The following is a 14,191-nucleotide window of genomic DNA, read 5'->3' as shown; positions in this document are numbered from 1 at the left end:
TCACCGGCAAGGACGCTCAGCACGATCCTTGTCTTCTTCTCCACCGGAATCTGGGGTGGTCTTCCCATGTCGGACTCTCCGTTCAGGACTCAACTAACAGCCCTGCCACATAGTCTGACGCGCGACACAACCACACCACCCCACACCCCGCCGACGACCCGGCAGCGACCGCACGGAGTGTCCTCTACGGGGTGCTGCAGCACGTCGGCGCGGAACTCTCCGCGCACGAGACGATCACCGCCGAACAGGAAGCATGGGGGTCGATCGCGCAGCTCGCGGCAGAGTACGAGACGATCGCGCAAGCCGCCCAACACGACCGCTTCGCCACCCTCATCCGCCAATCCGGCCTCACCCCGGACGAGGCAGAAGACGCGATCCAATCCGACACCTTCGGGGCACTCGCCGCCGAGCTCAGGCGTGCGGAGGCGAACCACCACAACATCGACGCGCTCATGCCACGCCTGGTCGCCGCCCGCAGCTTCGAGGACGCCGACGACATCGCCTCCGTCCTGCACCACCGTCTCGCCCGCGCAACCGCACGCCCCGCCGGTTCCGGCCGCACACGCAAGGCACCCCGCCTAATCGTCGGCTTCATCTCCGAAGCCACCGGCCCGATCAGCGCCGAGATGAAGAAGGCGCTCACGGAACACCGCGAACTGATCCAGCAGCGCGCCGAAGCCGTCCTCGACCAAGCCCTCAGCGAGCGGCAGGAATGGGCGCTCGCACTCGGAGACGCACCCACCGAGGTAAAAGCCGCAGCAGCATGGCGGCGACACGCGCACACGGTGGCCGCATACCGCGACCGCTATGGCATCACCACGCGGACACCGCTTGGCCCGGCACCAGACAGCGACGCACAGAAGATTGACGCGGCACGAGCGAAAGCCGCCCTCGCAAGGCTCCGCGACCTCGCCAGCGTCGATGGCAGCGATGATCCTTCGCGGACGATGCAGCGGGAGGATGCGAGCCGGCGCCTGTGACCGATTGCTCTTCCGAATATCACCGGTGCGTCGTATCTTGGTAGGTGAGGCGGATTTCTCCTTGATATGACGCTCCTCGGGGCAGGCCGCAAGGCCACTCACACACGCACCGCCTCCGACGATCCGTCGTGCATGTGAGAGGAACCCTCGTCATGATCCGCCAACTCTGGACCCTCAGCGTCCACACCCGCGCATTCCTGCGCCGCTACATGCCCACCAACATCCTCCTCGACGCCATACGCACCCGCCGAGGACTGAAATGGGGCGTCCCCACGATGCTGCTCGCCGTGCCCTACCTCCTCGCGGCGAGCTCCTTCACCACCCTTATCGCAAACGGCGGACCCGAATGGCTCAACCTCCTCGTCCTCCTCTGCCTGTGGAACACCATGAAGTTCATCATCATGGGACCGGTCAGCCTGATTTACCTCGCCCATACACGCTTCGTAGTCGAAGGAACGATGGAACAGAGGACGATGCGGTCCGGTCGAGGCTGACTGCCGCGGCGCGAAGCCTGATGACGCTACCTAGATGACGTCGACAACGAGTACCGACGTGTCCTGGCACTTCGAGCTGCCAGAGCGATGAACGATAGAATCCGAACAGACATCCGAGAGGTCGCCTGTAGGAGGTAGCAAAGATGGACTTGCCGCTTGGTCTCGAAGGCGCTCTTGAAACCGGGAATGTCGTCCTATTCCTCGGGTCCGGCATCGGCCATTACATGATTAACGCCGACGGCGAAACCATGCCAGACGGGGCTGGACTCGCAGAACGCCTCGCTTCTGCTCTCAAGCTTGATATCTCCGATACGTCATCGTTAGCAAAGGTCGCGCAACTTGCGGAGATCCGCGTCGGCCGAGTACGGACTGTTCGAGCGATTAAGGAACTCTTCGCAGGCTACGAGCCAAATGACGATATTCGCTGGTTGTTCTCTATGACTTGGAAAGCGATCTACACAACTAACTACGACGACTACATCGAACGCTGCTATCGAACGAGCTCGGATAACATGCAGAACCCCGTCGTCATGACAACTAATTCTGAGGTTCGCAGTTGGTTACCCACGCATGAGGTTCCCCTTGTCCACTTGCACGGCGCTCTAGAAACGAGTCCGGCGGGAGACAACCTTCTGCTCACTCAAAAAGACTATGCAACGCACCGATCGCAAAGAGAGATGCTCTTCAACCTATTCCGCACCGAGTACCCGGACACTCCGATTCTCTACGTCGGATACAGTAATGAAGACACAAATTGGGCCGAAGTAACAACCGAGCTTCGAGCACAGTTCTCGCCGGGAGTTCCCCCGAAGTCATACCGCTTGGCGCCAAGCACCCCGGAACTAGACCGGGAGCTTCTCGCGCACGACGGTATCGAGACTATAGATGGCACGGTATCCGACCTGCGAGCTGCCGTCGTCTCCAGGTTCGGAGATTTGCGTGTGCAGCCAGGCAGCCTTGACAAACTGAAAGCTCAGGTACCTAGCCAACTGCATGCTGTATTCGAGGCGCAGCCTGCACCGCTGGCTCGTTTACTCGTGTCTTGGGAGTACGTCAACCAAGCCGACTTTTCCGAAACACCGAATACTCGATCATTTCACAACGGAAATAGGCCGAACTGGGGTGTCATTGGTGCAGGCATAAATTTCGAACGCGATATCGAAAAGCCGATAGTCGACGATCTGCTGGACTTCTATACCTCACCTGAAAAGGGCTTGCGAGTAGCAACAGTTCTCGGCTCGGCAGGTTACGGAGTATCTACCCTACTGAGAGCCGTATCGGCATGGTACGTGCGTGCGCACGCATCCACAGTTCTGCTACTTAAAGCTGGTGCTGAAATAAGCGACGGTGACGTTGAGTTCGCTGTCAAGAATCTTCCGGGCCCAGTCATATTCGTGGTGGACAATGCCGCAGATCACTTGCCCGCGCTTAACGACGCCAAGAGCCTACTTCGCACAATTGAGTCACCCGCATATCTGTTGCTAGGTGAGCGGCTCAACGAATGGCGGGGTAGTCACCCTAAGCTGGGTGGCGTCGAGTTTCAGATTGATCCGCTTTCGGATCTCGAGATCGATCGCCTGCTTACCTCTTTGGAGAATGCCTCGGCTCTGGGAAAGCTAGCGGAGCTGACCCCTGAACTACGGTTCAGCGCAGTGAAAACCCGGAACCAGCAAGAACTCTTGGTCACCATGCGTGAGGTCACCGAGGGAAAATCATTCGACGCAATTATCGAAGACGAGTTTCGCGGATTGCAAAACGAGCACGCAGCAGACATCTATGCTCTAGTCTGCGCTTTCTCCCGAGTTCGAGCGCTTGCTCGCGATCTGTTGATCAGCGACGCACTTCAACTGGATCACGGCACCATGTACCGGGTAATGAACGACTACTTGGAGGGAACCGTCATCTGGGAGACGGTCGACTATTCCCGTGGCATTGATGGCCTTCGCGCACGACATCAGATCATTGCGGACATCGTATGGGACCGTTGTCTCGACCAAGTACGGCGTGAGAGAACCTTGATCGGGGCGATGAAAGCTTTGAATCTCACGCACGGCGTGGATGCCAAAGCCTTCGAGAAGTTCACGAGAGATGACGTTGCTGTTGACAGTCTTCAGACAATCGACGCCAAGACGAGGTTCTTCGAAGAAGCAACGCGAAAGGACCCCGGCAGTCCTTTCGTCAAGCAGCACTATGCACGCATGCTTCGACGGGAGCGCAAGCTCGACTTGGCCTTGGCCCAGATCGAAAGCGCAATCGCAACAGCCGGCGGACATAGAAGCCTGCACCATACCCGTGGGGTCATCCTTCGTGATCTTGCGATCGATGCAGAGTCACGGGAGGTCGCGAGACGGTGGCTCACTCAGAGCGAGGCGGCGTTCGAGACTGCTATTCGCATGAACCCGCGCGACGAGTACGGCTATCAGTCGCTCGCGGAACTCTACCTAGATTGGGCCGGAAAGGTCGAGAATCCACGTGAGGCCGTTGACTACCTCACGAAAGCGCAGGAAACGGTTGTGCGCGGGCTTGACAAGGCAGTCGTACTCGAAGGCTTGTACATCGTTGAGAGCAAGATTCAACGAGTTCTTGGGGACACACCAGCGAGAATCACGGCACTGCGAACGGCTTTGGAGGAATCGCCCACCAGCGGAATAGTGCGCTTCATGCTTGGTAACGCTCTACGTTTCGATAAACAAACCGCCGAGGCAGTGACGGTGCTGCATGACGGTCTCGAGATGTACCCTGACGACCCGAGAATCGCAACTTCTTACGCTCATGCTCTACGCGAAGCAGGCCGAGGTTTCGGAGAGTCCGTGGCCGCGATGCGGCTGGCGACCACTACGGGGCTGAGGGATCCCTTGTTCGTAGCGACGTTTGGTGGAATGCTCGCGCTAAATGGCGAACTTGAAGAAGCCGCGAGCGTTTGGCAGAGTGCTAAACAGCGCGGCTTCTCGCCGGTCGATCAGAAACGCCCAGTCTACAAGCCGCTACTCGATGGGGTACCCACCAAGGTTTCTGGGGTGGTGAGCGCAGCTTCTCCTACTTTTGCTTTCATCGAGACTGAGACAGTGGGGGATGTCTTTTGTCCTGGTTTTCGAATCGGAGGTCGGCGTCTCACGAAGGGGCAGCAAGTAGAATTCGAACTCGCATTCAACCCTCTAGGACCTACCGTGCTGAACTTGCTCTAGGTGCGGCAGCTGTCAGAGCTTCACGACATCATTCTGTGTGACCCCCGTTACTCACTTGTGGGACCGTTAGCATCCTTGCGGGTGCCTGACGCTCGGCCGAAACTCTCCACCTCGTTCCAACGCTGCCGCCACCGATCTCTCACTGACGATCAAGACGACCGCGACGACCGCGGTTGCCCGAAACCCAATAGCTTCGGCTGACTGTCGACCCGCCTTCGAACGATCACGGAGAGTGTGAACGTCATCTCATAGAATTGAACGAGATGAGATCGGAACGAGGAGGTGCCCGTGTCTCTTTCGGCCCAGCTTAGTGAGGGCGGCGGCGCACCAGAGATGGGTGACCTTCCTTCCCCTAGCCTGGTCGGTTCACCAACACCGGCGCTGCCTGGACCGCCCGTACCGCCAGCTCACCGCATCTACTTCTACTCATCAAGTGAGTGGGAAACCTTCATCGCCGAGTGGGCAACCGGAGTCGCGGTCTCGTATCGACAGATCAAGCAGCTTGGTGGTTCCGGCGATCGGGGCGTCGACATCGCTGCCTTCAAAACGGATCGTGGACTCGAAGATGCATGGGACTGCTTCCAAGCCAAGCACTATGCCGGATCGCTCAGCATGTCGGACGCGTTCCCGGAGATGCTGAAGGTTTTCCACGGTGTTACGGAAGCCTTTTATCGCCTGCCAGATCGTTACGTATTCGTCGCCCCCAAGGGATGCGGCGCTTCACTGAATCGGCTGCTCAGCAGACCTACGGCACTTCAGAAGAAGTTCCTCGAACTGCTTGATGCGGAAGCTGCCGCCACGCGGCTGTATGACGCGCAAACTCTGCAGTCCATCCGTCAACTTGCCGAATCGTCGGACTTCTCAATCTTCCAATCTCTTGAACTCAACGAGATGCTCGACGTACATCGCACGACTCCGTACTACGCCGCCAGGTTCGGAACATCTCTGCCTGCGCGGCCACCCGTTGGACAGACCCCGGACGCCCCTGCGCCAAGTGAAGCGATCTATGTCAAGAAGCTCGTGGACGCTTACCACGAGCAAGCCCCTGCGACCTCCTCCGATGTTGAGTCAGCTTCCGCTCATCCCAAGCACGGTCCGCACCTCCAGAGGCAACGCGAGGCCTTTTACTCCGCGGAAGCATTCAGGCTGTACGCGAGGGATTCAGTTCCTGAGGGTACGTATGAGCTGCTGCAGGACGACGTCTACACCGGCGTAGTCGATACGGCAGAGGCTAATCATCCCAGCGGCCTCGATCGACTCCGAGCAGTTCTAACGCAGTCCGGCCAACTCGACTTGGGTGCCCACACACTCATCTCGATGTCGAACCTCAAGGATCGTCAAGGTATCTGTCACCAACTTGCCAACGCAGACAAACTGACGTGGGTGGCCGCTGATGAGTAACCCCCTTAACAGCCCTCTCGAAGTGGGCATGCGTGTCCTAATGATTCTGGTAGAGGCCTTCCCCGCACATCTCGATATCAACCGACTGGTGCTCCTCGACCACGGACTGCTGCACAGCGCGGATCTCGACGGGCCCGAGAGCCTCCATCCGCCGATCCCAGTACGAGTCGGCGAGCTCGGGATGAAGCGACAGCACATCGAAGACGGTCTTCACGTCATGATCCGGGCAGGACTCGCCGAAATGTCGGCTGAAGACAGCGGCATCGAGTTCTGGGCTAATGAGGGTTCCGAGAGCTTCTTAAAGCTGCTCGAAAGCGACTATGCGCACGCCCTGCACGATCGCGCACACTGGGTAGTTGAAGAGCTTGGCACCGTTGATGATGCGCGCCTCCGGGAGCGCATGAGGGAGGTCTCCTCCCATTGGTCCGAGGAGTTTGAGGTCATCCAGCAGGAGAGCGGGAACGATATCTGATGGGACGACTCACGCTTTCGCATCTGACGTTCACTGGCACGAATGTAGAACCAGCATCGGTCGACTTCAGTCCACACGTCACCGTCATCCACGGCCCCTCGGATACGGGCAAATCGTTCATCGTTGATGCGATTGACTTTGTCCTCGGCGCCAAGGAACTCAAGGAGATTCCCGAACGCGAAGGGTATAGCCGCATCCTGCTCGGCTTTGAACTCGCCACTGGCGAACGCGTCACGCTCGCACGCTCGGTGGACGGCGGCAGTATTTCTCTTTACCGAGCCGACGTTCGCGTCGAGCCGTCGACTCCTCCGGACGAGACGCTTGCTGCGAAACACAGCGCAGCGAGCACGAAGAACGTTTCCAGGTTCCTCCTCAACGAAGTCGGCCTCGATGAGAAACAGGTCAGGAAGAACGCGCGGAATGAAACCCACATGCTTAGCTTCCGAGACCTCACCCGCCTATGCCTCGTTGGTGAGACGGAGATGCAGGCCGAAGAAGCCCCTGGCCTCAGCGGCAACCCGGTCAACAAGACCAAGGAAGTCTCGGTCCTCAAGCTCCTCCTCTCGGGCGAAGATGACTCCGCGCTGACCGCGGTTCCCTCAGCGCAGGATCAGAAGCGGCTGCGCGGTGCTCGTCAGGAAGTCGTTGAGAGAATGCTCAGTCAGCTTGAATCGCAGCTCCAAGACGTTGCAGAGCCGGCAGAACTCAAGACACAGCTCGGCAAGCTGAACCACACGATTGATCAACACAGCGCCATGATCGGGAGTCTCACAGAACAGCGCGGGCAACTGCTCCGGCAACACAACGAGCTTCAATCCGCAGATAGCACTCAACGGTCCGAATATTCGGATGCGGCGGCCCTCCGGCAACGCTTCACGCTTCTGCAGAAGCAGTACGAGAGCGACTTGGCGCGCCTTGAAATGATCGCAGAAGCCGGGAGCTTGCTTGGATACTTCCGAAGCGGGACCTGTGTGTTCTGCGGTGCTGAACCGGCCAATCAACATCTCAATCTGGACTGCGAAGGAGATACCACTAGCTTTGGTGTCTCAGTCGAATCTGAGACTCAGAAAACTCAGGGCCTTCTCGATGACCTCCTCGTGACGATCGAGAGTCTGGACGCGCGGGCCGAGGTCCTTCGCGCATCAATCCGCACAACGCGTCGCGACGTCGTGGCGGCTCAGAAGAGCATCGGCAAGCTCGAGGCCAAGATGAACCCAGAGAAGGGAAATCTCCGCGAGCTTCTTGCCAAGCGTAGCGAGATCGAGAAGAACCTGGGTCTCTATGAGCAGGTCAAGACCTTCGAGGACATGATTCGCCGGATAGCAGACGAGACCGAAGCGGAAGTCGCAACAGCAGTTGCAGGGTTGAGTCTCACCGCCGTGCGAGAGTTTTCAGCCGAGATATCCAAACGCCTCGAAAAGTGGGACTACCCATCCGCGACGAGCGTCCGCTACGACCGCAACGAACTTGACATCATCGCCGGCGATCAACGACGCTCTGCCCACGGCAAGGGGGTACGTGCTGTCCTGCATGCCGCATTCACACTCGCCCTCGCCCAGTACTGCTTTGATCGGGACCTACCGCACCCTGGATTCGTCGTACTCGACTCGCCGCTCGTCACCTACCGTCCCCCGGACCAGTCCGCAGAGGCGGGCGATGAGCCGCCAGAAGGCGTCGTCCGAGCTTTCTATCGCGACATTCAGGACAGCTTTGATGGCCAGGTAATCGTCATGGAGAACACCGATCCGCTGGACCCTCTCGGGCATGACGCACTCGACATCCGCTTCACAAAGCGGGTCGACGTTGGACGGTACGGATTCATGCCTGCCTTACTCGAAGACAGGCCAGCCGACGGGTTGGCAATAGAAGCCTGACGCAGTATTGGCGAAGTTCACTCCTTGAGTTCAACGCTGTTGACCGCTCGCAGGATGCCCCGTCAGCTCACCAACAGCGGACGCACACGGTCCTCTGTCCGCTATGCAGCATCTGGCGGATCGGAACCGCAGACGTACCGACGGTATGCGCTCGGCGGTACCCCAAGGCCTCGACGGAACTGGCGGGCAGCGAAGTCGGCATCCGTCCACCCCACTTGCGCTGCGATCTTCTTGACCGGCAGCTCGGTCGAGCGAAGCAGATTCGCCATACGTTCGGTGCGCACCATCGTCAGGTAAGCGATAGGTGCCTTCCCGAACGCTTCCACGAACACACGCCTCAACTGCGACTGCGACAAGTGCGCTTTCTCTGCCAACTCCTGGACAGTCCATCGGCGTGCCGGATCATCCCGTAGGAGCTGCGCGACGTGTTGGGCTTCGACGCGAAGCGGCCTGAACTGCCGATGGCGTGGAGCAGCAGGCACCACGGCGCTGGCCCGACCAGCACTCGCCGTACTTGCTGTCGTTGTCACGAAAGGCACGATGATGTCGAGCACCGAGAACAGCAGCGCCTGCACCCGAAGGAACCGTTCCTGACGCGGCCCATCCAGGCTCAGAGCGGCGAGCTCATCCAGCCAAGGCATGAGTACCCCGGCCCGGTCCTCGCCGATCCTGACAACCTGTGCGGGAGTCGAGTAGTGAGCATCAAAGAAGTCGCGGGCGTTTTCACGGTTGCGAAGCCGCGCTGCGTACTGCCAGAACACCTGATCGATCACGTAGTCACAGTCGAGGTAGATCGTCGTCGTCGTGACGCTACTCTCAGGCTCGGCGCCACACAGTGTCTGAGCGGCGAGAAGAACGACATCCCCGACTTTTACGTGTCGGGTGCCGACCTCACTGAATATCAACGCACTGCCTGATCGAACGACAATGAGTTTCAGGCAATCGAACGCCACCGGCTCAACTGGCCGATGGTGGGTTCGCGTCAGGGCCGTTAGTGGGGAGAACTGCCGCGTGTTAGTCGTTCTCTTTCCTGACCGCGGACGCATCGGCACGAAGGCAGCCCGTATCTGTTGGCGTAGCTTCTGATCCGGCACCATGCTCGTAAAGAGCAATCCCGGCTGTCACCGACACATTCAGCGATTCAACCTCTGGTGCCATCGAGATCGAGTAGTGATGGTCGGCCAAAGAGCTGAGGTCCTGCGAGACGCCATCGCGTTCGCCTCCAAGCACCACGGCGAGCCGATTCGTGACCGACCGGATCGCGTGCAAAGGGCTCTCGGCTTCTGCGGACAACGTGGCGATGCTGACCTGCTCGTGTCGCAGAAACTCGATGCATTCCCTTCGTTCGGCGAGAACGATGGGAATGGAGAAGACCAACCCTCGACTGGCGCGGATCAACCGACGGTCGTAGGTCGTGCGAAGGCCACTATCAAGCAGGATGATCCCCGCTGCTCCCAGCGCGCACGCCGTGCGAGCGATTGCGCCGATGTTGCCGACGAGCCGCACACCGTCGAGTACGACAAGGTCTCCGCTGGTCTCACGCAGATCAGCGAGCAGCGGCGCTCGGGGCGCGCGTGCCAGTGCGAATGCTCGGGCGCGCTTCTGCTCGCCGAAGAGTTCGCCTGCGACACGATCTTCGAGAATGTGGTGAGGCACATCATCGGCGACCTGCACTAGGGAGGTCAGGTCCGATACAGCGGAACGGGTAGCGTACAGGCTGTCCACTCGAATACCTGAGCTGGCAGCTTGTGCGATGTTCTCTGCGTCATCGATCACGATGACCCTGGGCTTATCCGACCGATTGCGCAGCACGTCGGCTACCCGACGCGCGACAGGATGACGCACACTATCGATCGGTTGCGCGTCGCTGTGCGCAGCCGCTTCGATCGTGAGAGTGCGTGAGGACATACGCACCAGCGTGCGGCCTCACGCGACGTGAGGGTCAAACCAGAAGCGCTGAGGTCACTCCCACACAGCAGTATCAGGATCGATGCCGTGGGTGCGGGCGTTCGCGTTGATGACCGCCGCGAGCCAGTTCGCGAGGCCTGGTTCGCGCTCATCGAAGAACGCTGAGAACCGCTCATCGCTCACATAGAGCTGACCAAGACATACCTGCATGGAGTGGGTGCACTCGAACAGCTGACTGACCATAGATCGGTGCTTCTCGGCCAGCAGATTCGCGGGATCAGTGCCCGGAGCGACGCCGTCACGCTTCGCCTGCGCCAACTCGGCATAGAGCGCAGAACCGTGCTCCTGCATCTTGATGCGATCCGCCTCGGAGAATGCAACCGCATTCTCCTCAAACTGCGACCACTGTTCAGATGTTCCCCAGCGCTGACGCGCCTCATCCGCCCAATCCTCGCGCCAACCTTGCCCAAATATCTCGGCCTGCTGCTTCGCGGTCAAGCGCGTACCAGACGCTTGAGAAGACAGAACCCGATCGATTGCATCAGCCATCTGCCGTAAACGCCCGATGCGACCTTCGAGCAACGTGCGCTGATGCCTCAGCTGCTCCGTCTCATCAACAGTCGGGTCATCCAAGATCGCCGCGATACGAGTCAGACTGAACCCCAACTCTTGATAGACGAGCACACGATGGATACGAGCTACATCCGCCCCGGAGTACGCCCGATACCCGCTCACCGTGCGAGACTCCGGTCGCACAAGCCCGACCTCATCCCAGTGGTGCAAAGCCCGAACACTGACTCCGACCAAGGAAGCAACCTCACCCACCGTGAGTAGTTCGTCGGTCAGAACGGGAACGGAATCATCAGCGACAGGATGAAGCCACGGGGTCATCGACGTGGGTGTGTTGACATCCATGATCGCTCCGTTCCGCTGCGTTGGCTGATCCCTCACCTCCATTTTCGCACTCACACATCAAATCTCGTTCGACGTCCACGCGCTCGGACTGTTCCCCCCAACGCCACAACCGCATTGCGCACTGTCTTGTCATCCACGCCGAGCCGGCTGGCGATCTCCTGCAAAGTGCAACCAGCCTCGTAAAGAGCCAGCGCTTGAGAACGATTGGCATCGCTCAGACCGGGCACTCTCAGCGGAACACCTGCACCGAGGACGATCTTCGGGATCGTTCCACGATGCACGCGATGCTTCGCGGCTATAGCCTTCACCGGAACCCCGGCTTCGTAATCGGCCACTAGTTCCGCACGCCGCTCGGGGGTCAAACGTGTTTGAGACTTCGCCGGATTCTTCGCGACTGCGCCTCGCGAATCGTGTCTCTTAGGGGTTCGGTTCCGCGGTCCGCGTCGCTCAGAGCCCTTGAGAACACGGGAAATCAACGATTTCAGGGCCGGACGCTTGTTTGAGAATCGCTTGGGAAGGCCCACTGGAGCGGGATACCGAACGGACCAGGTCGGGCGGCTCGTGCGCGGGAACGGGGCCTGCGAGCGAGAGCCGTCTTCGAGCGTGCGGGCTTCCGTAGAATCGGACCGTGCGGATCGAGCTGGTGGTGGGTGAGCGGGAGCGCGTCGAGCGCGGCGATCATACCTACCCGGCTTGGGGGGTGCCGCGTGCCTGAGGCGGGATCGGTGCCGGTGCCCGCCGAGATGCTGCTCCGCGGACCGCGAGGCAGACGGCTGCTGCTGGAGTTCGCCCTCGCTTCGGCGCGGGCGGTCGAGGAGCAGGATCGCGGTGCCTCGCTCCTCGAGACCGTGTTCCTCGCCTCGTACCACCTCGACCCGGGGAAGCGGACCTCGAGGGTCGTGTTCGGGCCGTGGGCTGAGGAGGCCGAGCGGACCATCCCCGCGCCCGCGGACGCTGCGGCGGAGCTCTCGACGGTGCCGCTTCTCGAAGCCTCTCCAGGACTGCTGAGGGAGTGCCTGGCGGAATCGGTCGAGGCCGCCCGGTACTGGGAGGAGCCGGACGGAGCGGATGTGCTCGCCGCCTCCGCGGAGATGCGCGCGGAGTTGAGTCGGGTCGCCGAGCACATCGCGGCGTCTCCGGCGGCCGCTTGGTGGTGGTCTCCCGTGGATCATCGCACGCAGTGGGTGCTGCAGTGGGATGATCCGCCGGAGCGCATCGGCGGGGGAGCGCACGAGCTGCTGAGCTCCGAGCGTGAGCTTCTCATCCGCGAGGAGCTGGCCGCGCGGCGCGAACGGCCCGTTGATCCGACGGCACACTGGAGCGGGGAGTGGTGGTCGCGACCGCCGCTGGGGATACCCTCGTCCTCGCGCGCGCTGTTCGACGGTGCTCCGGCCGGCCTGTGGCTGGTCGAGGACTCCTGGGACTGGGAGAACGCCTGGACGGCCCGGCTCGGCCTGCCTGCGGGACTCCGCACGCTCGAGATCGAGGCGGCGGAGACCTGGGCGGGGTTGTGCTCGCGCTTCCCGCTCGAGGTGACCGCGCAGAAGCGTCACGATTGGTTCCGCGCCACCGGGCGCGCCGGCCGTTGGGTGATGCCGGACTGGGCGGGAGTCGCCGAGCACTACGATGCCGTGCACCTGCAGGTCGGCGCCTATCTCTCGGCTGCCGGGTCCGCGATCCCGGTCGGCACGGATACGGCTACCGTGATCGCCGGATGGGATCCCGACCGCAGCTACTGGTTCTCCTCGACCGTCCGGCTCATCGACGAACCCCTCCGCTGGACCCGGAGCGAGCGCGAAGACGAGATCATCTGGCAGCGGGAGCAGCCGACCGGGCGAACCTGAGCGCGCCGAGGGAGATCACGTCGACACCGGCCGCAACTCGGAGGATACCCGCACGAGGCCCGCGCCGTAGCGCTCATCGAACTCCCGCTGCAGAGAACCGTCATCGTAGATCACGCCCAGTTCGATGACGCCCGTCACCTCATCGACTCCGCTGTGCAGCATGCTGTGCGCGCCACGGATGCCGCCTTCCTGCGGGTTCACCTCCGGCAGATCCATGATCTCGTCCAGGATCGTGCTCAGCTCGGCGCTGGTGTGCTCGGCCTTCGTCACGCAGAGCATCCCTCCCCACACCTTGCGCAGCTCCGCCTCGGCGGCCGCGGGATCGCCGGTCACTCGGACATTGATGATCGTGAGGCGGGGATCGTTCATCGCCTCCTCGGGCTGCTCGGGATCGCCGTCGCTGGGATTGGGCGATTGGTCGAGCCAGAGACCGGCGTATCCGTCCAGCTTTCGGGCCGCAGAAGTGACGCGGTCCATCGTCGTCTCGGTGGTGCGCTCCTCGTCCAGCACTCGCCACCCGCCCTCGGGCGCGGGGCACGGTGCGGAGAAGTCGATGTCGTGGGTGTCCTCGACCTTCTCCCGGTCGTAGTCCGTTCTCGGAGAGACCTCCGTGGGCGTGAAGGTGCCCGACTCCCCGTCGTAGTGACCCGCGATGATGAAATCGCCCCAGCGGACCCCCGACGCCTCCTCGAAGTCCCCCTTGTGGTCCGCCCAGTCCCAGCTCTCCAGCACCGGTCCGCCGCACTGCGGAGGATACGAAGTGGCCACCCCGCCCAGGCACAGCTCCGCGCCGGAGCCGTCGTCCAGCACGGTGACGGGGCGCGCGGTGGTGAGCAGCCCGTCCGCAGCACCCGACGGGGTCGGTGACCCGCCCGGTTGCTCGGGTTCGATCGGCGAGGCGCACCCGGAGACGGTGAGCGCCAAACCGAGACACGCGGCGATCGTCGGTGCGAAGCGTCTGCGGGAAGGCACTGGGAACCCCTTTCATCGGAACTGTCAACCGGGTTATCGCGCGAGCAGCGGTATTCCTGACCAACGTAGCGAGGTTTTCGCGGAACGGTCGATCGAGACGCGTGGTTCGGAGACGCGCGCCGTTGCGCGAAAAGACGGAGTCGGTG

At 61.2% G+C, this 14,191-nt stretch carries 12 protein-coding genes; 7 read left to right on the top strand and 5 right to left on the bottom strand.

Features of this window, described 5'->3' with window-relative positions; all coding sequences use genetic code 11:
* Positions 1 to 191: 191 nt before the first annotated feature.
* From J4H92_RS11935 to J4H92_RS11910, 6 genes are all read left to right on the top strand, one after another.
* Entirely contained in the window at positions 192 to 980 is a 789-nt protein-coding gene (locus J4H92_RS11935; protein WP_481817105.1) for a hypothetical protein, read from the top strand.
* A 152-nt stretch (positions 981 to 1,132) separates the two neighbouring features.
* Complete coding sequence (locus J4H92_RS11930; RefSeq protein WP_208098409.1) at positions 1,133 to 1,474, top strand: sulfate permease; 342 nt, start codon at positions 1,133 to 1,135, stop codon at positions 1,472 to 1,474.
* A gap of 143 nt (positions 1,475 to 1,617) precedes the next feature.
* Entirely contained in the window at positions 1,618 to 4,659 is a 3,042-nt protein-coding gene (locus J4H92_RS11925) for a P-loop NTPase (RefSeq protein WP_208098408.1), read from the top strand.
* Positions 4,660 to 4,947: 288 nt separating this feature from the next.
* The gene (locus tag J4H92_RS11920; protein WP_208098407.1) at positions 4,948 to 6,060 is read left to right on the top strand and encodes an ABC-three component system protein; all 1,113 of its coding nucleotides are present in this window, start codon (positions 4,948 to 4,950) and stop codon (positions 6,058 to 6,060) included.
* A complete protein-coding gene (locus J4H92_RS11915; RefSeq protein ID WP_208098406.1) occupies positions 6,053 to 6,532 on the top strand; it encodes an ABC-three component system middle component 2 in 480 nt (159 codons plus the stop codon). The genes J4H92_RS11920 and J4H92_RS11915 overlap by 8 nt, the downstream gene beginning before the upstream one ends.
* Positions 6,532 to 8,406: an AAA family ATPase gene (locus J4H92_RS11910; RefSeq protein WP_208098405.1), complete on the top strand. Its 1,875-nt coding sequence runs from the start codon at positions 6,532 to 6,534 to the stop codon at positions 8,404 to 8,406. Before J4H92_RS11915 ends, J4H92_RS11910 begins: the two co-directional genes overlap by 1 nt.
* Before the next feature lie 101 nt (positions 8,407 to 8,507).
* Here the strand turns inward: J4H92_RS11910 and J4H92_RS11905 are convergent, their stop codons facing one another.
* From J4H92_RS11905 to J4H92_RS11890, 4 genes are all read right to left on the bottom strand, one after another.
* The gene (locus J4H92_RS11905; protein WP_341783090.1) at positions 8,508 to 9,359 is read right to left on the bottom strand and encodes an AraC family transcriptional regulator; all 852 of its coding nucleotides are present in this window, start codon (positions 9,357 to 9,359) and stop codon (positions 8,508 to 8,510) included.
* A gap of 61 nt (positions 9,360 to 9,420) precedes the next feature.
* Positions 9,421 to 10,314 (bottom strand): TrmH family RNA methyltransferase, encoded by an 894-nt coding sequence (locus J4H92_RS11900; protein ID WP_208098404.1) that lies wholly within the window; start codon positions 10,312 to 10,314, stop codon positions 9,421 to 9,423.
* 54 nt (positions 10,315 to 10,368) lie between these two features.
* Positions 10,369 to 11,229 carry a MerR family transcriptional regulator gene (locus J4H92_RS11895; RefSeq protein WP_243752292.1) on the bottom strand — a complete coding sequence of 287 codons (861 nt, stop codon included), beginning with the start codon at positions 11,227 to 11,229 and terminating at the stop codon, positions 10,369 to 10,371.
* 50 nt (positions 11,230 to 11,279) lie between these two features.
* The gene (locus J4H92_RS11890) at positions 11,280 to 11,564 is read right to left on the bottom strand and encodes a helix-turn-helix domain-containing protein (RefSeq protein ID WP_341783089.1); all 285 of its coding nucleotides are present in this window, start codon (positions 11,562 to 11,564) and stop codon (positions 11,280 to 11,282) included.
* 372 nt (positions 11,565 to 11,936) lie between these two features.
* Between J4H92_RS11890 and J4H92_RS11885 the strand changes: the two genes are divergently transcribed.
* Positions 11,937 to 13,073, top strand: coding sequence for a hypothetical protein (locus J4H92_RS11885; RefSeq protein ID WP_208098402.1), 1,137 nt, complete (start codon positions 11,937 to 11,939; stop codon positions 13,071 to 13,073).
* Positions 13,074 to 13,088: 15 nt separating this feature from the next.
* Here the strand turns inward: J4H92_RS11885 and J4H92_RS11880 are convergent, their stop codons facing one another.
* The gene (locus tag J4H92_RS11880) at positions 13,089 to 14,045 is read right to left on the bottom strand and encodes a hypothetical protein (protein WP_208098401.1); all 957 of its coding nucleotides are present in this window, start codon (positions 14,043 to 14,045) and stop codon (positions 13,089 to 13,091) included.
* Positions 14,046 to 14,191: the final 146 nt, after the last annotated feature.

The organism is Leucobacter weissii (assembly GCF_017565745.1).
GTDB classification, from domain to species: domain Bacteria; phylum Actinomycetota; class Actinomycetes; order Actinomycetales; family Microbacteriaceae; genus Leucobacter; species Leucobacter weissii.
Note: the sequence above shows the minus strand (reverse complement) of the source record. Positions and strands in the feature narration are given on the sequence as shown.